At 40.1% G+C, this 20,507-nt stretch carries 12 protein-coding genes; 4 read left to right on the plus strand and 8 right to left on the minus strand.

The window, feature by feature from the left end; genetic code table 11:
* Nucleotides 1-29: 29 nt before the first annotated feature.
* Nucleotides 30-1,448 (plus strand): alpha-L-fucosidase, encoded by a 1,419-nt coding sequence (locus JWR61_RS07775; RefSeq protein ID WP_301927281.1) that lies wholly within the window; start codon nucleotides 30-32, stop codon nucleotides 1,446-1,448.
* Nucleotides 1,449-1,500: 52 nt separating this feature from the next.
* Here JWR61_RS07775 and JWR61_RS07780 read toward each other — a convergent pair whose 3' ends face one another.
* The 3 genes from JWR61_RS07780 to JWR61_RS07790 form a co-directional block, all read right to left on the minus strand.
* Nucleotides 1,501-4,158: a PAS domain S-box protein gene (locus JWR61_RS07780; protein WP_301927282.1), complete on the minus strand. Its 2,658-nt coding sequence runs from the start codon at nucleotides 4,156-4,158 to the stop codon at nucleotides 1,501-1,503.
* A gap of 147 nt (nucleotides 4,159-4,305) precedes the next feature.
* Nucleotides 4,306-10,869, minus strand: a complete 6,564-nt coding sequence (locus tag JWR61_RS07785) for a PAS domain S-box protein (protein WP_301927283.1) — start codon at nucleotides 10,867-10,869, stop codon at nucleotides 4,306-4,308.
* Between the two features lie 118 nt (nucleotides 10,870-10,987).
* Nucleotides 10,988-11,392: a response regulator gene (locus JWR61_RS07790; RefSeq protein WP_301927284.1), complete on the minus strand. Its 405-nt coding sequence runs from the start codon at nucleotides 11,390-11,392 to the stop codon at nucleotides 10,988-10,990.
* Nucleotides 11,393-11,966: 574 nt separating this feature from the next.
* Between JWR61_RS07790 and JWR61_RS07795 the strand changes: the two genes are divergently transcribed.
* Entirely contained in the window at nucleotides 11,967-12,593 is a 627-nt protein-coding gene (locus JWR61_RS07795) for a response regulator transcription factor (protein WP_290335813.1), read from the plus strand.
* A 46-nt stretch (nucleotides 12,594-12,639) separates the two neighbouring features.
* On the opposite strand, the gene JWR61_RS07800 is transcribed toward JWR61_RS07795, so the two are convergent.
* The 4 genes from JWR61_RS07800 to JWR61_RS07815 form a co-directional block, all read right to left on the minus strand.
* Nucleotides 12,640-13,113: a nucleoside deaminase gene (locus JWR61_RS07800; RefSeq protein WP_290335814.1), complete on the minus strand. Its 474-nt coding sequence runs from the start codon at nucleotides 13,111-13,113 to the stop codon at nucleotides 12,640-12,642.
* Nucleotides 13,114-13,222: 109 nt separating this feature from the next.
* Nucleotides 13,223-13,726, minus strand: coding sequence for a cupin domain-containing protein (locus tag JWR61_RS07805; RefSeq protein ID WP_301927285.1), 504 nt, complete (start codon nucleotides 13,724-13,726; stop codon nucleotides 13,223-13,225).
* A 41-nt stretch (nucleotides 13,727-13,767) separates the two neighbouring features.
* Nucleotides 13,768-15,048 (minus strand): glutamate-1-semialdehyde 2,1-aminomutase, encoded by a 1,281-nt coding sequence (hemL, locus tag JWR61_RS07810; protein ID WP_301927286.1) that lies wholly within the window; start codon nucleotides 15,046-15,048, stop codon nucleotides 13,768-13,770.
* 104 nt (nucleotides 15,049-15,152) lie between these two features.
* Nucleotides 15,153-16,478: a citrate (Si)-synthase, eukaryotic gene (locus JWR61_RS07815; protein WP_290335817.1), complete on the minus strand. Its 1,326-nt coding sequence runs from the start codon at nucleotides 16,476-16,478 to the stop codon at nucleotides 15,153-15,155.
* 551 nt (nucleotides 16,479-17,029) lie between these two features.
* Here JWR61_RS07815 and JWR61_RS07820 point away from each other — a divergent pair.
* Complete coding sequence (locus JWR61_RS07820) at nucleotides 17,030-18,685, plus strand: CTP synthase (protein WP_290335818.1); 1,656 nt, start codon at nucleotides 17,030-17,032, stop codon at nucleotides 18,683-18,685.
* Between the two features lie 149 nt (nucleotides 18,686-18,834).
* Here the strand turns inward: JWR61_RS07820 and JWR61_RS07825 are convergent, their stop codons facing one another.
* Nucleotides 18,835-20,034 carry a DUF4407 domain-containing protein gene (locus JWR61_RS07825; protein WP_301927287.1) on the minus strand — a complete coding sequence of 400 codons (1,200 nt, stop codon included), beginning with the start codon at nucleotides 20,032-20,034 and terminating at the stop codon, nucleotides 18,835-18,837.
* 245 nt (nucleotides 20,035-20,279) lie between these two features.
* Between JWR61_RS07825 and JWR61_RS07830 the strand changes: the two genes are divergently transcribed.
* Nucleotides 20,280-20,507: outer membrane lipoprotein carrier protein LolA (locus tag JWR61_RS07830; RefSeq protein WP_367881795.1), on the plus strand; the 228-nt coding region annotated here is incomplete at its 3' end.

Here is a 20,507-nt window from a genome sequence, read left to right on the forward strand (position 1 = left end):
AATCCAGATTTGTTTTACAATTTTATACAATGAGCATGAGAAAAATATGGACGTTTTTGTTGATGGCTTCTTTTTTAATGCCGGCTGTTGCACAGCAAGTGCAACCATTGCCACCTGTTCCTTCTGCACCGCAGGTGGCCTGGCATAATATGGAATACTATTGGTTTACTCATTTTGGCCCCAATACTTTTACTGATAAAGAATGGGGACATGGCGATGAGCCGGAGGATATTTTTAATCCAACGCAACTGGATTGCCGTCAGTGGGCTCGCACGGCCAAAGCTGCGGGGGCAAAAGGAATCATCATCACTGCCAAACACCATGACGGATTTTGTTTATGGCCCAGCAAATATTCTACACATACTATAAGGGAAAGCAAATGGAGAAATGGGAAAGGCGATATTTTAAAAGAGTTGTCTCAGGCCTGTAAAGAGTACGGGTTAAAGTTTGGCGTTTACTTGTCGCCCTGGGACCGCAATCACCCCAAATACGGAACACCGGCATACAATGAAGTGTTTGTAAATATGATGAAAGAAATATTTGCCAATTATGGTCCCATCTGGGAGTTTTGGTGGGACGGCGCGAATGGAGAAGGACCTAACGGAAAGAAACAGGAATATGATTGGTCATTGTTCAGGGAAACAATTAAAAAATTATCACCCAATACAGTCGTATTCAGTGATGTTGGTCCGCAGGTTAGATGGGTGGGAAATGAAAGCGGTGTCGCAGGCACCACCAACTGGAATTTGTTAAACATATCGGGCTTTACAGCGGGCGCCGGTGCGCCATCAACTGATACGCTGAACAGTGGCAATATGTATGGTGAAAAATGGATACCTGCTGAATGTGATGTAAGTATCCGCCCGGGTTGGTTTTATCATAAAGAAGAAGATGAAAAAGTTAAATCACCCGAAACACTATTTAACCTGTACCTGAAATCTGTAGGAAGAGGATCTACTTTATTATTAAATGTACCACCCGACAGGAGAGGCCTGATCAATGAGCATGATTCAGCAGCACTGATTGGATTCAGAAAATTACGTGAATTAAATTTTAAAACGAATCTTTTTGCAAGTCCATCTGTAGTAGTAAAAAACAGTACTACAGCTAAACGTATAATAACCCTTACTGATGGTAAACAAAATACGTTTGAGCAGCTGAAATCGGTTACCGTGCAATTAAAAAGCCCGGCTACGATTAATACAATTGTGCTGCAGGAGCCTATTCAAATGGGACAGCGGGTAATCAAATTCAAAATTGAATTGCAGGATGCAAATGGAGCGACGTTAAAAGAAATTAACGGCACTACAATCGGCAGAAAACGTATACTAACCTTTATGCCGGTAGCCGCTAAAAAAGTGGAAGTGATTATTGAAGATTCAAAAGCAGTGCCGTTGATAAGTGAAATTGCTGCTTATAATATCAATGATCAGTTGATAGAACAATAAGGCTAAAGCATCTAATAAATTTATCCCCTGCATAACACATGCAGGGGATTTTTTATAGTGGAATTTCCACAATAATTTCGCATCCGTTGCCAGGCGAAGACTTTAAAAAGAAGTTACCGGAAAACAACTGCGCACGTTTTTTCATGTTGCCAAGGCCGATACCATTTCTGTTACTCCTGGTGTCAAATCCAACTCCGTTATCGCAAATTCTTAACTGTATTGCTTCATTGTTCAGTAAAAGTGAAACGTCAATTACAGTGGCTTTTGAATACTTCATAATGTTGTTCAGCTGCTCCTGTAATATGCGGTATAAATTCAATTGTATATCACCGGTAATACTCAGTTCATCTACTTTTTTAATTGTGAAGTTAATCTGGTAATGATTGTTTACATTGATACTTTTTAGCAGGGTTGAAAAGGTTTCTTTCAGCGAGTTATCGTCAATAGACACCGGCGCCAGCCGGTGAGATAGTTTTCTGATTTCGCTAATGGCAAGATGGATGTTGCTCATTGAGCTGTCTACCCAGGTATATTGTTCCGTAATCGGTTTTACTTTCGTCATGCCCAGGTTTAACAGAACACCCGCCAGTATCTGGTTTACATTATCATGCAATTCAGCACCAATCTGCGAGCGTTCCTGCTCCTGCGCCTTCATGATGGCTTTCGTAATTTCCTGATCCTTTCTAATATTGTCAGTCACGTCTCTTGAAACGGTTATCCAGTGCGTGTACCAGCCATTGGCATCAGTGACCGGGCTTATGGAAATATTATTCCAGAACTCATCTCCATTTTTTTTATAATTGATAACCGTAATCTCACAGCCTTGCCAGGTTTCTATAGCATCATGGAGTCTTTTCAATTCTTTTTTATCAGACTTTGGCCCCACCAATAGTTGGGTTGTTTTGCCGATTACGTCGCTGGCAGTGTAGCCGGTCATTTTTGTGAATGCCTCATTTACGTAAACAATTTTAGGCCCCATTTCATCCACAGGTTCTGCCTGCATAATAATAACCGTATCGTTTGTATTGGTAATTACAGATTCCAGCAATTTAAGTTGATGTTCTTCCTCCTTTTGTTTCGTAACATCTTTCATGGCACCAATCATCCTGGTAGCATTGTTGTCCTTATCCAAAAGTAAAAATCCACTGTCAGAGATGTAACGGTAAAAGCCATCGGCAGCTTTAAAGCGATATTCATCCTGCCATTTTACAATTCTGTTTTTTATATGCTGGTTAATATTATCCATTACACGACCGAGATCGTCGGGGTGAATTTTCTGGCTCCACCAATTTCCATAGGTAGTATTATCTGCTTCGGTATAACCAAGTATTGCCGTAAGACCTTTGTTCCATATAATTTTATCAGCTATTATTTCCCAGTCCCATACAACGTCACTGGTTGCCCCTGCAACCACATTGTATCTTTCGTTGGATTTAGTAATGTCCTCCGCTGCGTCTTTATTATCTATTAAAATACCTACCAGGCTGGCTGCTCTTTCCAATAAATTAATATGATATGGTTGCGGATGTTTTACTTCTTTAAAATAAGCAGCCAGGCTTCCGGCAATTTTGCCACTGTTTTTTTTTATGGGTACCGACCAGCAAGCTCTGAAACCAAAAGGCTCTATCACCGTAACATAATCCTGCCATAAAGGATCTGTATAAGTATCTGGTACAATAACGTTCTGACCAGTAAACATGGCAGTACCGCAAGAGCCGACTGAAGGCCCAATCGGAATGCTGTTAAGTATTTCAAGGTAGGCTAAGGGCATTGAACCTCCAGCCAGTGTACCGATGGTATTATCATCCTGCAGCTGTACAATGGAGCAAAGGCAGGATGGCATTATTCCTTCAATACTTGCAATTAGTTTATTCAGCACTTCTAAAAAAGAAATGCCTGTTGCATTCAGGTCGTATACTTCTTTTTCAAACGCCACGATGTTTTTTTGATACACACTTGCGGTGATATCGTTACTTAATACGAGGCACGCATTTCTTTCATTAAAATAAATTTCACTGCTCTGAACTTCCACATCAATCAGCTCTCCATTTTTTTTAAGGTGGCGGTAAATACTTTTTTGATTTTTTGAATTTTCTTTACTGGTGATCACCTCTTCCATTTTTGCTACTGCTTCCGGAGGTTTAATATCATCCATTGTCATGGATAAAAATGCTTCTTTGGAATAACCGTAATGTTCAATAGCCGCCTCATTTACATTTAAAAATTTGGTTGTCTCCATATCATACACCCACATTGGGATAGGACTTAAATCAAACAAGTTGCGGTATTTTTTTTCAGATTCATTTAGTTCTGTACTAATGCGCCGCCTTTCAACACTGTATGAAATGCTTTTGTGCAGCTGTGCCGCATTCAGCTCATCTTTTAAAAGATAATCAGAGATGCCGAGTGCCAGCGTTTTAATACCAAAATCCCTGTCTGCATAACCCGTTAATACAATGATAGGTATGCTGCCCGCCAGTCTTACCATTTCTGCTACAAGCTGCTTACCGCTGGCATCCGGTAATGACAGATCAAGCAAAATAGTATCAAAATGCGCACTGGTACTCATTTTGATTTTTGCTTCTGCAAAAGTTTGTGCATGCTCCACGGATGGATTTTTAAATTCTTCGCCCAGATAATCTTTTATCAGCACAAAATCGCCGGGATTATCTTCCACTATTAAAATATGTTGGGCGGGGATATATTCCATAATATTATTCTTTTACGGGACACAAAAAACTGCCACTAAAAAAGTTGTATTGCCTTTAGTGTTGCTGATTTTTTCGGGCATATGCAATATTTAAGCAGCCTTCCATTTTTTAGTTTTTAGCGTGTTTGTTAATTGGTTATAATAAAATTATTTCTCCGCATCCGTTGTAACCTGGCTGGCTACTGTTTGCAGGTTCTGCCTTGCTATAGTAAAATAAAAAGTGCTTCCTTTTTTCTGTTCTGATTTTACCCAAAGTTTTCCATTGTGGTTGTTGACTATTTTTTTGCAGATAGCCAACCCGATACCCGTACCGGAAAATTCGTTTTTATTATGCAGCCGTTGAAATATTACAAATATCCTGTCAAAATATTCCGGATCAATTCCTATACCATTGTCTGCAACAGCAAACTCCCAATACTCGTCAAATGCAGCAGCAGTTATGGTTATTTCGGGAACGGTATCCGGGTGCTGATACTTTATGGCGTTGCCAATAAGGTTTTGTAAAAGTTGCTGTAAAGGAATTTTTGCGCCTGTTATTTCAGGCAAATTATTCCAGGAAACCAGCATCTTTTTTTGTTCAATAGTATTGCTGTAGATGGATACTACTTCTTTCAGCAGGTGGTTCATGTCTACTTTTTCAAAGTGATATTTCTGCCATCCTACCCTGGAATATTCAAGGAGATCCTGAATGATTTTACGCATACGCACAGCGCCGTCTACCGCAAAACCAATATAAATGCGACCATTTTCATCCAGCTGCGCTTCATATTTTTTCTGTATCTGGCTTAAAAAGCTGGTTACCATTCGCAGCGGCTCTTGTAAATCGTGTGATGCGATGTAGGCAAATTGTTCCAGCTCTGCATTGGAACTGGCCAATTCTGCCGCCCTTTTATTCAGCTGCTGGTTCAGCTCCTTCAGCATAATTTCATTTTGAATCCTTTTGGTGATATCCTGCATGGCACCAATGATACGGTACGGCTTGCCGTTTTTATCTCTGATGATAAGTGCATAATCAGCTACGTTGGCATAGGTTCCATCAAACTTCCGGAAGCGGTATTCTCCCTGCCAGTAATTTTTCTCTTTATCGTCAATTACGTCAGTCATGGTTTGAATGACGGCAGCCTGCTCATCCGGATGTATACAGGATTCCCAGGAATGAAGGCCGGGCCTCGGGTCTTTCATTTTATAGCCGAAAAGGGTATTAAATCCTTCGCCCCAAAAAACGGTATCATTTGCAAGGTCGCAATCCCAGATAGCGTCAGAAGTCGCCCGGGTGGCATACTCAAAGCGTTCAATACTTTTAACAAGTGCCTGCTGGGCGCTTATAATTTCGGTAATATCGTTGCATACAATCATCACCGCATTTCTGTTGCTATAGAAAATAGAGTGGCCGGTGATGTCAACGTCCATAGGGGCCCCACTTTTTTTAACATGTTGCCACTGCCCAAAATTTATCAAGCCATAGTTATTAATTTCCTGGTTTACCTGGATAAGTGCCGGTACCTGTTCTGCAATAAACAGCTGCTTAATTGTCATTTTTAAAAACTCTGCGCTGCTATAACCATAGTGGGCTATTGCGGCATCATTTACTTCCATTATCTGCAGGGTTTCCAGGTCGTAAATCCAATTGGGCAATGGGTTACAGTTAAAAATCATCCTGTATTTCTCTTCGGAATCCTTTACGGCCTGTTCTGCCAGTTTTAACAGGGTGATATCCTGCGTGGTGCCTTCCAAACCGATCACCACACCTTCTTTATTATGTACCAACGTGCCTTTTTGCAGCAACACTTTGATAGTGCCATCATTTAATACTATCCTGTGTTCATAGTCGTATAGCCGTTTTCCCTCAATGGCATCTGCATAATATTGCATTACCAGTTTCAAATCATCCGGATGAATTACGCCTGCAATTTGCTGTAGTGGCACTGGCTGGCCTTTATTTTCAAACCGGTGAATCCTGTATAATTCATCCGACCAAAATGCCGTGCCGGTTTTAAGGTCAACTTCCCAGTAGCCAAGCCTGGCCATCTTTTGGGCTGTCTCCAGTTTTTTATTAATCGCGAGCAGCTTATCCTTTTGTAATTTATTCTCCGTTATGTTCCTGCTGTAGCATGCAATGCCGGTTATTTCCCGGCCGTTGTAAATTGGATTAAAACTTACTTCATTCCATTCGGCAGAGACTTGATTTTGGCTATTGCTGCTGATTTCTTTTTTGATGGCTTCGCCTGAAAGCGCACAATAATACATCTCGTGCCATATCAGTAACATATCCTCCGAAAAGGCATCTTTTCTTAAAAGGTAATCACCGGGTTTAATTAAAACACCGGTTTCTTTTTTAAAGTTTTTTACAAATGCCTTATTGCCGGCAATTAACTTCAGGTCTTTGCTAACGCTCCATATTAAATCGTCGGTACTGTTTATAAGTGCTTCCTTATCTCTTCTTTCAAAGTTTTTTAAACTATCTGCTTTTCTTTGCTCCGTTACATCTCTTATAAACGAACAAAAGAATTGCTCACCTTTCTGTTTAATAGACTGAATAGTAATTTCTACCGGAAACTCTTTCAGGTCTTTATTTACAACGTGAAGATTTAACACCCTTCTTAAAGGCTGGCTGTTGCCGGGTTTTAAATACCTGTCCATCCCCTGCTGAGGTAGCTTGCGGTAGCGTTCAGGAATCAGTAGTGTTGATACATTATGTCCCATTGCTTCCGTTTCCTTCCAGCCAAATATTTTTTCCGCCTGCGGATTCCAGAACGTAATTCTTCCCTGCAAATCCATGCAGATAACTGCATCAAGTGCAGCATTCATAATAAGTCTTCTTTTTTCTTCACTTTCCCTGGTTGCTTCTTCTGCCTTTATCTTTTCTGTAACATCATCCAACAAACAAAGCACACATTGTTTGCCATTGTAATCAATAATGTTGCCGGTGTTTTTCAAGTACATCAGCTCCCCATTTTTTTTTCTGTGCGTCCAGATGCGGCCGTTTACGTTACTAAAAGCAGCTTCGCTTTTCAGCATCTTTTCCATAATGGGAATTTCTTCCGGTGGCCTCAGGCCATCTATAGTGAGGGATAAAAATTCTTTTTTTGTATAGCCATATTTTTTAAAGGCGGCAGGGTTGGCTTCAATAATTGCATGAGTTTTAAAATCAAAAATATACAACGGCAGCGGGTTGTTATTAAAGAGGTATTGATAACGCATTTCTGAAAGGCCGAGCGCATATTCCTGTGCTTTTTTTTCTGTTGCATCTTTGGCGATACAATACATCGTTTTTTCATCTTTATCCCATCGCGCTGTCCAGGAAAGGCTTACAATGTGTCCATCTTTTCTTACATAGTTATTTTCGAAGTTATTAATCTGTATTCCCTTTTCAGCAAGCTGCTTTTCCATTTCAATTGTTGGCTGTTTATCCGCTTCTGCCACAAAATCAATTGTCCTTTTGCCAATCAACTCTTCTGGTTGATAGCCCAATACTTTTTTGCAGGCTTTGCTAACCTGTAAGAAATGTCCTGCTGCATCAATTTCGCAAATCATATCAAATGAATAGTCCAGTATTCGTTGCCTGTCGGCCAATGTTTTGTTCAGCAGTGTCAGCGCATTTTTTTCTTTGGTAATATCTGCTGCAATACAGTATACACCGGTGATTTGGTTGTTGATTAAAATGGGCAGCGTTACCAGCGATATCTGTAGTGTATTTCCCTTTGCTGTTATAATCCTTATTTCATGCTCCTGTGTGAAGCCATTTTTTGTATTTTCAAAATAACTTTTAACGGCTGGCAAGTCCTCCGGAAATATAAAATTTGTAAAGTGCATATTATTCAACTCGTCCATCGTGCACTCGGCTTTTGCAGCCAGTATATTATTGGCACTGGTGATATACCCATCCATATCCATTGAGAAAACCGCAGCAGGATTTTGGTAAAACAGTGATTGGTACATTTCCCTGCTCTCTTTTAAATCCTGCTCCATTTTTTTACGCTCGGTAATATCCTGTATAACGCCGATTAAAATATCCGGGTTACCTGCTGCATTGTACTTTGTTGAGCCATATGCCATGATGGCCCTTTCTTCTCCTTTGGCGGTGATGATCCTGGTTTCAATTTGCTGCGATTCAATTTTGTTAGAAAGCCCTTGCTGCAACCATTGTAGGTAAGCGCTCTTCTCTGCCGGGTGAATAAATTGCATGATGCCTTCCCGGGATGGTTCTATGCTACCGGGCTCTAAACCAATAATGCGGTAAAATTCATCCGACCATATACGCTTGCCGGTTTGCATGTTTATTTCGGCACTGCCTATCCTGGCTAAGCTTTCTGCACTGTTCAGTAGTTTTTTTAACCTCCATTTTTGTTTTTCTTCCGTTTTTTGTTGAGTGATATCATGTAATACGCCCACCATCTTTAGGGGCTTACCATCGCCTGACCAGGTCATTTGTGCATACGCTTTTATATTTTTTTCAGCGCCACTTGCTGTTATAATTCTGACCTCCAGCGGCCCGGATGGCTGCCTGTTTGAAATTTGCTGATCAATTGCGTTTAAGTAAGTATCCTTATCATCAGGATGTAAAAATTGAATAAAATTTTCCCTGGAACATTCTATAGAGCCCGGCTCTAAATCCAGTATCCTGTAAAATCCATCCGACCAAAGCCGTTTGTTTGTCAGATAATCAATTTCAATACTGCCGGTTTGGGTGATAGCCTCGGCCCGTTTTAATAAATTTTCTTTTTGTGCAATTTTTAAATCTTTTTCTTTTTGTTTAGTGATATCTCTACCCGTTAAACAAATGCCTGCTACCTTGCTTTTTAATTTTACCGGGTTAACATTGATGTTTACCCAAAGCGCTTCTTTCGTTTGTTTATTAGTGGTTAATAAATCATAATTAAAAGATTCGCCAGACAGGGTGCTTAACAATATAGCTTTAAAAAATCCTTTTCTGTTATCATCCACATAATTCAAGATGGTATCACCAACCTTTATTTCGCCGCTTGTAAAAACATTGTACCTGGCAATATTGTTACAGGACCTTACTGTAAAATCCGGGTTGATTAAAACAAATCCCTGATCCGAATTTTCAAAAATGGCATTCAGGTTTTCTTCTGACTGCCTGATTTTTTCTGCTGCGGTTATTCGATCGGTTACGTCTCTGAAATTGTTTACAATACCTTCAACCGAAGCATCATGTAACAGGTTATGGAAATTGCTTTCTGTCCACCGCCAGCTGCCATTTTTATGCATCATCCGGCACAGGTAATTTTGTATAATGCAATCCTTGTGCGCCACCAGTTCCTGCCAGGTCTTTTCCAGGTCTGCAACATCTTCGGGATGAGCCAAAGCCAATGGACTTAGTTGCAACATATCTTCATCTGTGTACCCAAGTACTGTATTTACCGCAGCTGAAATATACTGCAGGGTTCCTTCGGCCGAAAAAATGGCAACCGCTTCATTGCCGTTATCAATCAGTGCCTTGTACCGTTCTTTACCGCTAATAATTTGTTGCAGCGTTTTTTTCTTTTCAGTAACATCCACGGAGGTTACAAAAGCTGCAAAAATGTTTCCATGTTCATCAGTTAACGGTTTAAACTGATAATGTAAGCTTGTTGCAACTCCGTTAAAATCATTATCTGATTCGGTAGATTTTTTTTCACCCTTGAAAACGGCCTCATAAATATTTTTTAGACCGGCAATATCCTCTGCAGCTGAATAGGATAAAATTGAATCGCCTTTGGCAGGGTTTTTTGATAAAAAATGATTGCAGTAGGTTTGAAACTTTTTGTTGAAATTGATGATATTCAAATTCCGGTCAACTATCACAAAACTCTCTTCAGTATTGTTTAAGAGCTGAAGGTGGTCGTTTTGAATTTTTATCCATTCTGAAATATCAGTCATGCTAACCGTTGAATACTGTTCGCCATTTTCATTTTTGAATAGTACCGATGAGACTTCGATTGGAAAATGAATGCCATTTTTTTTAATGCCCGTTAAAATGCCTTTCATCCTGCCCTGCTTTTTCCGGTTGAATAACTGCAGGTCGTAGTTGACATCATTATGGTTAAGAATTCCTTCTCTCCCCAGGTGTTTTAACTCCGCAATGCTGTAGCCAAACATTTCGCAGGCAGCTTCATTGGCATCCACAATTTGTCCATTTGGGCGGGTAAGAAAAAGGGCAGTTAATGAATGTTCAATTCCAGAAAAAAAATTATTTTCGTCTGGCGCCGGAGTTACTGATGTAGTTTCATCAACAAGGATATGTTGTACAGTCAGCATATAATATACAGTTCCACTCGCAGTTGGTAATAATGACGCCGAGACAGTGATGTTTATTTTGGAACCGTTTTTATGTAATATTGTCCAGGCAGCTGAAGTTTTTTTACTGTCATCCATCAATTCCAGATGGTTATTTTGAGAAAACATATGGTGTGCTGCAGCGGTGTCAATTTCATCTTTTGTATAGCCGCACAGGCTGTAAAAAGGTCTATTTGCGTCAATTAAATTGATATGGCCATCAACAATAAAGATTGCGGTATCAATATAATCGAACAGGGGAGTAAGCATAATTTCTTTGCCGGAAAGATTGCATGCTGAGGTGTTGTTATCAATTGGCAATGTTGTAATCTGAATATTTTTTGTTGCTGTTTTTTTTGCATCCGCTTCCTGTTGCTGGATTTTTTCTTTTTCTGAAAAATCTACGTTCGTTTTTGCGGAAACTTTTTTCATTTTGGTCACTTATTTTTAGAATGCCGACTTCAGAAACAGACAGTCCTTAAAGGTATATCCGGCAACGTTATCAACAATAAAAACGGCCATATTTTAATTGGAATCATTCAGCCTACTTTTACACTGTAATCCCTTTCAAACCCTCTACCTGCCGGCAAAAGACGTCCGTCTCCAATGGCTTGGTCATAAAGCAACAGGCCTCAAGCTGCAGGCAAAGTTTGATGTCTTTTTCAAATGCGGAGGTAGACAGCATGATCACTGGAATATGCCTGGTTTCTTCATTTGTCTTAATATTTTTCAGCACTTCAATGCCATTTAATTTGGGGAGGTTAAGGTCGAGTATTACCAGGTCGGGCATTGCTTCATCTGCATACTTATCTTTCTTGCCTAGCAGCAGCGTGGCTTCCCAACCGTCTTTTACCACAAACATGGTAAACGGCAAATTGCTTTCATAGAGTGCTTCCGTTGTAAGCAATACGTCGCCTTCATTGTCTTCAACTAACAGTATATGGATCGGTTTCATGAATAAATATTTGGTAAAGATTACTGATTGTACATATGCAATAGTGTGGCCGTGTGTGTGCTGATTTTTTTGTTATATTTTTCAAGTTGTAGCATAATCGCCAGGGCTTTTACGCCACCGTAAATGTTTTGTTCTGCTTTTTTGATTAATCTTCGTAGGGTAGATTTTTAATCCATTAAAACAAACAGGTTGATTAAAGCGGACCCTGCCGGCTTAATCAACCTGTCTTTTTTTGAACCTGTTTGTTCTAATCAAAAAATGTCAACAATAGGTATGTAAGGTTGTCTGTTGGATCTAAAACGGGACCGTTTGACAGCTGTGCTTCTATAATAATTTCCAACTTATTCTACTACAAAAATAGCAGTTATTAAAGTGATGTATGTAATAGAGCAATGTATTGCTTGTAGTATTTTTACTACTATAATAATTAATGGCCGCCTTCGTTTAAATAATGATTTATTGCAATCGAAGTAACACTATCTTTGTAGCAAATAGTGTTGTTTGTTTGCCGTTATTTGCGCAATTTGATGTAGATTTATTTTGCTGTTTACTTTTACTAAAATTACTTTTACCAATGAAAAAATTTTTAATTGTAGATGATCATGACGTTGTACGTTCAGGCATTAAAGGCTTGCTGCTTGAATTGTTTAAACCTTCGGAAATAGACGAGGCAAGTGACGGTGAAACAGCAGTGGAAACATTGAAGCACAATCAATACGATCTTATTATGATGGATATCCAGATGCCTAAAACGGATACTTTAGGATTGATGGAATATATTCACATTAAATACCCCAATTCAAAAGTGCTTGTATTTTCGATGAGTGCTGAAAGCATCTATGCCAAAAGATTTTTAAAGGCCGGCGCAAAAGGATTTTTATCGAAAGATGCTCCGCTGGAGGAAATTAAAAAGGCCATTAATCTTGTATTGAATAACCGTAAATATATCAGTGACACACTTGCAGCAACACTTGCTGAAGAATCTATTTCAGATACCCCCAGCAATCCTTTTAATCAACTGTCGCCCCGTGAATTTGAAATTGTATCGCTTCTTTTAACAGGGCAAACAATCAGTGAAATATCAAGACTTTTAAACCTGCAGGTGTCCACTATTGGAACACATAAAGCCCGTTTGTTTGACAAATTGCATGTAACCAATTTGCTGGAGTTAAAAGAAATGGCAACCTCCTACAACCTGTAGATGTTGACTGGGTATGTGCTAGATTCGTATCTGAAAACGGTAACGGTTAATAAACGTTTTTATCAGTTTTATTGCTCCATTCCTGAAATACTTTCAGTGCTGATTTTTTATCAATGCCAATGATGGGTATTTTTCTGCTGCCGATTGCTGTGCTCATTTCCTGGTATATCATAGCGTCGTCGAAACCAATGCTGGCAGCATCTTCCCTGGTATTGGCATAATATACCACTTTTGGCCGTGCCCAGTAGATTGCACCCAGGCACATGGGGCATGGTTCGCAACTGGTATAAATTTCACAACCATCCAGCTGATAGGTACCAAGTGTTTTACAGGCATCTCTTATTGCGGTAATTTCCGCATGGGCAGTTGGATCCTGGTTGCAGATAACTTTGTTATTTCCCCTGCCGATAATTACATCATCTTTTACAACGATGCATCCAAACGGACCGCCTTCATTATTTAGCATGCCTTGTTTGGATAATGCAACTGCTTCCTGCATAAATTTTTCTTCTCTTGTCATAACTGTGTCAATGCAAATTTATAACCGATCCCTGCAACTTTTTTTAATCATAAATTAAAAAGAAATTTGCATAATAATATGGAGGATTTACAACCGTTATTTTAGCGGCCTATGATCTGCATAACGCTTTGATGGTTGTTTCATAAAAGGGGTATAATGCAGTTAAGCCGTTACTGTCTGCCATTTCAAAATCACTAAAATCAAAGCCGGGAGCTACTGTACAGCCAGCAAAACAAAAACGGCTCTTCTCAGCCGGTTGGCTCGCAAACCAGCAATTAGCTGGTACAGTAAATTGAAAAACTTGTCCTGCTGAAATATCCTGGCCAAGTTGAACGACAGTAAGTGCTCCATCGGGTTGAAAAATGTATATCAATAAAGGATCACCGGCATAAAAATGCCAGCATTCATCACTTTTGATTCTGTGAAAGGCAGAAAAATTGCCCCGCTCCAGCAGGAAATAAATGGCTGTAGAAAAAGCTCTTTCGCCGTTAAACCTTGCTGGTAGCACACCAGCAGGAATATGTTCATTGCTGCGATATGTTTCTTTATACCATCCCCCTTCGGGATGAGGTTGCAGGTTATATTGCCGGATTAGTTGCAGTGCCGTAAGCATATAGTTAAAACAGGACTTTTTTGTTTGCCTTTACCAGTCCATTATTGCGAAAGAAATTGGTGTAATAAATCAATTGTTTTATCCAGGTCTGCATAAGTCAATGCGTTATTTAAAAACCAGCTTTCATATGCCGATGGCGGCAAGTATACACCGTTATCCAGCATAAAATGAAACAGCTGATTAAACCGGCCAATGTCTGCCCGTGAGGCAGACTCAAAATCAGTAATATTATGATCACTGAAATGAATGCTGATCATACTGCCAAAACGGTTGATACGGTAAGCAATATTATGTTGTATAAATACTTTCTCAAGTCCATCAGCCAGGTAGGTTGTTTTAGCCTCCAGCTCTTCATAAATTGCGGGGTTTGCCTTTAACTCATTCAGCAACGTGTAACCGGCTATCATTGCAATGGGGTTGCCACTTAAAGTGCCCGCCTGGTAAACGTTTCCCAGCGGAGCTATGTGTTGCATAATTTCCTTTTTACCTCCGAAAGCACCTACAGGTAAGCCTGCTCCAATTACTTTACCATAGGTTACGAGGTCGGCATTGATTTGTAGTTTAGCCTGTGCACCACCTGCAGCCAGCCTGAAGCCGGTCATTACTTCATCAAAAATAAAAACGATGCCTTCTTCGTCGCAAATTTTTCGCAGGCCTTCTAAAAAACCCGGCTCGGGGATGATGCAACCCATATTACCCACAACAGGTTCTATAATAATGGCAGCAATTTCTCCATTGTGTTGTTGTGCCAGTAGCTGTACGGCTTGCAAATCATTGTAGGCGCAGGTAAGCGTATCATTGCTAACGCCAGCAGTTACGCCGGGCACTGTTTGTATAGATAGCGTGGCCATGCCGCTGCCAGCTTTTACTAAAAAAGCATCTGCATGACCGTGATAGCATCCCTCAAATTTGATAAATTTATTTCTGCCTGTAAACCCACGTGCCAAACGCAGTGCGCTCATACAGGCTTCCGTGCCGCTGCTTACCATGCGCACCAGGTCTATATTAGGTGCCATAGTTTTTATCAGTTCGGCCATTTCTATTTCCAGTTCGGTAGGCGCACCAAATGAGGTAGATAGGGCAGCTTTTTCCTGTATGGCCCTTACAACCGGCTCGTAAGCATGCCCGAGTATCATAGGCCCCCAGGAAGCAATGTAATCGATGTACTGGTTACCATCGGCATCATATAAATAAGCGCCTTTGGCACTTTTTATAAACACCGGAGTTCCGCCTACACTTTTAAATGCCCTCACCGGTGAGTTTACACCGCCCGGTATTGATTGTTGTGCCCTTTCGAAAAGTTGCTTGCTATTTTGGTACATACTATAAAAGGATTTAGTTAATCGCAGGAAGGTATTATATGCGGGGTAATGCCTGCAATGCCGGTTTACTTTTCGGTTGTTTGTTTAGAACGACGGCGGTAAAATTAATCGCCCCAAATCTCGTCTTTTCCTTCGAGCCATTTTTTTACCAGGTCTGTTGTAACAGATTTTGGACGTTCCAGTGGAAAGTTCAGAGCTCTGTCCCAGCAAAGGCTGGCCAGCACACCCAATGCTCTTGAAACGCCAAACAAAACGGTATAAAATTCATATTCCACCATACCATAGTGCACGAGTAACGCACCGCTGTGAGCGTCTACATTGGGCCATGGGTTTTTTATTTTACCGAGTGACTGCAACAGCGGCGGAACTGCCTCATAAATATTCCAAACGGTATTTACCAGTGGATCGTTGGGTAAATGTTTTTTCCCGAATTCCATTTGAGCTGTAAAACGCGGGTCAGTTTTACGCAACACGGCATGTCCATATCCCGGCACCACCTTCCCTTCGCTTAACGTCTTTTTTACATATTCTTCTATCTGGGCTTTTGATGGCGTTTCTACGCCCAGTTCTTCTCTCATATCATATATCCACTTAATTACTTCCTGATTGGCAAGGCCATGGAGGGGACCCGCCAATCCGTTCATTCCAGCTGCAAAAGAAAGGTAAGGGTCGCTTAATGCAGAGCCTACAAGGTGGGTAGTATGTGCAGAAACGTTACCACCTTCATGATCGGCATGAATGGTCATATACAAGCGCATCAACTCTTTAAATTCCTCATTTTCATATCCCATCATATGGGCAAAATTACCTGCCCAGTCTAGCAAGCCGTTGGGTTGTATATGTTCGCCGCCTTTGTATTTGCGGCGGTAAATGTAAGCAGCCACCCGTGGCAACCGTGCTACCAGGTCCATTGAGTCGTCAAATGTAGCCTCCCAGTAGTCTTTTTTACTCATCCCGGCAGCATATCGTTTGGCAAAGCTGCTTTCTGTTTGTAACGCCATAATGGCAACAACAAATTGCGTCATCGGGTGTGTACTTACCGGCAAAGCTTCAATAGTGGCAAACACATGATTCGGTACGTGGCTGCGTCGCTGCCATAATTCAGTAATATGCTGGGCATCCTTATCTGTCGGAAATTCATCCATCAGCATTAAATGAAACAAACCTTCCGGCAATGGCTCTCCGCCATTTTCTGCTTTAGGGAGCTTTTCTCTTAATTCGGGCAAAGTGTGCCCGCGAAAACGAATTCCTTCCTGGGCATCCAGCAATGAGGTTTCAGATACAAGCCCTGTCATTCCACGCATACCCTGGTAAATCTGGCTTAGGGTTACTTCACCTATTTTTTTATCACCGTGTTCCTTCAACATGGCTTTAATTTCTGCTCCAACCGTATCTGCTTTTACCTTAAAACTGTCTTTGATATCGCCCATAATAGTAGTTTATAAATTCGAAATTACCTGCCTTTTAGAATGGATAAAAGTACAACGCCGGTTGGTGTTAAACAAAAGTTTTTCCGGTAAAGTTCGCCAATGGAACTTTTTAGAGACAAATAATAAGTATCGTACTTAATAATAATGTAGCCACATTTAATAATGGGAATGAAGTACCATCCATTAATTAACAGGTATTAAAATTGAGGTAAGTTGTAATACAAGGACCAGTTAAAAAAATACTGCCGAACTTTTTCAGGCTGAAATCCATAAGGGATAAGCATTTTATTTTTTTATGAGTTGTTTAATGATAAATCATTCCGCTAAATTTTATCCTGCCGATTTTTTGCTGTATTTTTGCCCGACCTCACGGATATTTTATCTTTCATTTTCCGATGGTCATCACGGATTGAAACAATTACCATTTCGATATTCTTTTGCAGCTAATATGTTCACCTGTTTGTAAGTTATTGCGACAGCCAGGTATAAAACAGGATGGCAATGTTTTGTAGCATCCATAAATATATGACAAATTAAAAACAGATAATTTCATGAAAACGGCCAAGTATATTTTTGTAACCGGGGGTGTTACATCTTCATTAGGTAAAGGTATTATAGCAGCTTCGCTTGCTAAGTTATTGCAGGCAAGAGGCCTGAAGGTTACCATCCAAAAGTTTGACCCTTATATCAATGTGGATCCGGGCACCCTAAATCCCTATGAGCATGGAGAATGTTATGTTACAGAAGATGGTGCAGAAACGGATCTTGACCTTGGCCACTACGAACGTTTTTTAAATATACATACCAGCCAGGCTAACAATGTTACTACCGGGCGTATTTACCAAACAGTGATTAACCAGGAAAGGGAAGGGGCATACCTCGGAAAAACAGTACAGGTAGTTCCACATATAACGGACGAAATAAAACGTCGTATGCTATTGTTGGGTAATAGTGGTGAATATGATATTGTTATTACGGAAATTGGCGGTACCGTGGGAGATATTGAAAGCCTTCCTTTTGTAGAAGCGGTACGTCAGCTGCAGTGGCAGATGGAAGAGGAAGATTGCCTGGTGGTGCATCTTACATTGATTCCTTATTTAAAAGCAGCCAAAGAATTAAAGACCAAGCCAACACAGCACAGTGTAAAACTGATGAGTGAAAATGGCGTGCACCCTGACATTATTGTATGCAGAACGGAACGTTCGCTGAACCTGGATTTGAGGAAGAAAATAGCCTTATTCTGTAATGTAAAAACGGAAGCAGTGATTGAGGCGATGGACGCCAATTCCATTTATGAAGTGCCGTTAAAAATGCTGCAGGAAGGACTGGATGTAATTGTATTAAAGAAACTACACATCAACGGTTATTCTGCACCTGAACTTACCAAATGGAAAGGATTTTTGGATAAACTGAAATATCCTTCCGGAAAAATAAATATTGGCCTGATAGGAAAATATATAGAACTGCAGGATGCTTATAAATCTATTTTGGAATCTTTTGTTCACGCTGGAGCTATCAATGAATGCAAGGTAAATATTGTGAACGTACACAGCGAAACGATTACAGATGAAAATGTGCAGGAAAAATTAGGCGGCCTGGATGGTTTATTGGTAGCACCAGGTTTTGGTATGCGTGGAGTGGAAGGAAAAATTGTAGCGGTAAAATTTGCCCGCGAAAACAAGTTGCCATTTTTTGGCATTTGCCTGGGTATGCAGATGGCTGCGATTGAGTTTGCAAGAAACGTATTAGATTTGAAGGATGCCAATAGCACCGAAATGCAGGCTGATACAAAGAATCCGGTGATTGACCTGATGGCGGGCCAAAAGAAAGTGAAAGCAAAAGGCGGTACGATGCGGTTGGGAGCGTATCCATGCGAAATAAAAGAAGGTACGCTGGCATACAGTATTTACGGCCAGCCACTAATCAGCGAAAGACACCGCCACCGCTGGGAATTTAACAACGCCTACCTGCAGCAATTTGAAGACGCAGGTATGATCGCAAGCGGAAAAAATCCTGGTACCGGGCTGGTAGAAATCATCGAATTGAAGGACCATCCTTTTTTTATAGGAGTTCAATACCATCCGGAATTGAAAAGTACAGTAGAAAATCCGCAACCGGTGTTTGTAAACTTTATTAAAGCGGCAAAAGAATTCGCTGATAATAAAACATCTGTGAAAAACACAGTATTGCAAAGTGAGTTAATATAAAATATTGAAGGCTGATTTTTTGATTATAGTGTATACAAAAAACACGTCAAAAAATCAGCCCTGTTAAATTAATTCAGCGTAGCAACAAATAAATAAGCTCCTGGCTGAATGAAATCCGATATCAAAAAATCAACCATCAGACATAACCTCTAATGTTCCTGTTTGGTTAAAACCTCCGATTTCATTTTTTCCCAAAGGCCGTCAAAAGTTGGATTGTTTTCTTCTTTCCACCGGCTGCTGAAGCTTTTAATTTTTAGTGTACGATCTTCTTTTGTAAGATCAAAAAAAGCAGCAATGGCTTCTTTATCGTTTTGATGCGCCAGTGAATTGTACAATTCTTTCAGCTCCTTTTCTTTACTGATATTGGATGTCACCATTTCTTTTTCCATAGCCTCCCGCTGCATAGCTCTTTCATCATAAGTGCCCGATGGCAGAATTGTTTTTGCAATCACTGGCATCAGTTCTATTAACAGTAAAATAATTACCAATAAGTAATACCTGAACTGCAAAGCAGGATTGGTTTTAATTAAATTGTTCAATGCTTCAATTTGCGTCAGAAATCCGTTATTAAAATATTGGGTAAAATCAGCTTCTTCTTTTTTAACGGTATCATCAATTGTTTTTAAATCTGTTTCAATTGCCGCAATTTTTGGCTCTTCACTTTTCAGCAATTGCTGGTATTCTCCGTCCAGTTTTTGATATTCATTTCTTTTCGCAATGGCAATATCTTTAATGCCCACTTTACCGGTGCCGCCGCTGCCATCTGTTTCTGATAAAAAATTTTGACGTGCCTTTGCAACATCCGCATATTTTAGCTCCAGCTCTTGTTGAAGGCTTTCTTTTTCTGCAGATAGTGTAGCTTTTTTATTTTTATAGAGGTCAGTCAACTCCTTGCTTTTAACCATCATCTTTTTTTCATTATCCAGCGAAGTTTGTAACCTGATTTCTTTGGCAAACATGTAGAGCAATGCAGGCTGTGCCATAAAAGTACCGATGGTAACAGCCAGCAATGCCCTGAAAAGTAAAGGCAGCAATTTATTTTTTGAAAATTTGTTGATGCCTTTTATTAAAGCCCTGTCGATGGTTAAAATAATAAACCCCATAAAAAAACCCAGGGGTATTGCCAGCCATAGCGATGCGGCAACTGTACTAAAAAAATAGGTCCAGGCCAAAGTGGCAAAGGCCCAGGTACCAAGTACGGTCATGCCAATTATTTTATGGCGGTTGCGGTCTACAACTGCATCTGCCAGCAATTCTTTTTCGGCGGTGGAAAGCCACCATAAAAACTCGGTAAAGCGGGTTGGTTCATAGGTTTCCCTTTGGGTTAAGGGAACAGTTTTTTCCATCATGTTTTAATGATATTAAATGATTACAAAATTGAATCAATAGCAGAGAGAAGTATGTTGAATGTTGAAGTGTGTGCAAAATACAACTTGATAATAAATATCAACGTTAACCTGCTCTATTTATTTGGTATTAAAAAAATACATTAACACTTCATTAAAGGGCAATCTTAAACCGGGGCTTTGTGAAACAGTCTATTCACTTATCTTTGGTCTCTTTTTTGAAAAACAACGGATAAAATCTAATAATAATGAAAAAAATAATTACTTCTGTTACACTTTTACTGGCTGGTATTATAACGATATATGCCCAGCCAAAAGGCATGGGAAACAACGATCCCGAAGCAAAGAAAATACTGGATGCAGTTAGTGCAAAGTTTAAATCTTTCAAAGGCGTGGAGGCAAAATTTTCGCTGAATATTGAAAATGCTGCTGGCAAAAGTTTAGGAACAAAAAAAGGTATTGTGTATATGAAAGGC

The sequence above is a fragment of the Ferruginibacter sp. genome, from assembly GCF_028288465.1.
Classification (GTDB): domain Bacteria; phylum Bacteroidota; class Bacteroidia; order Chitinophagales; family Chitinophagaceae; genus Ferruginibacter.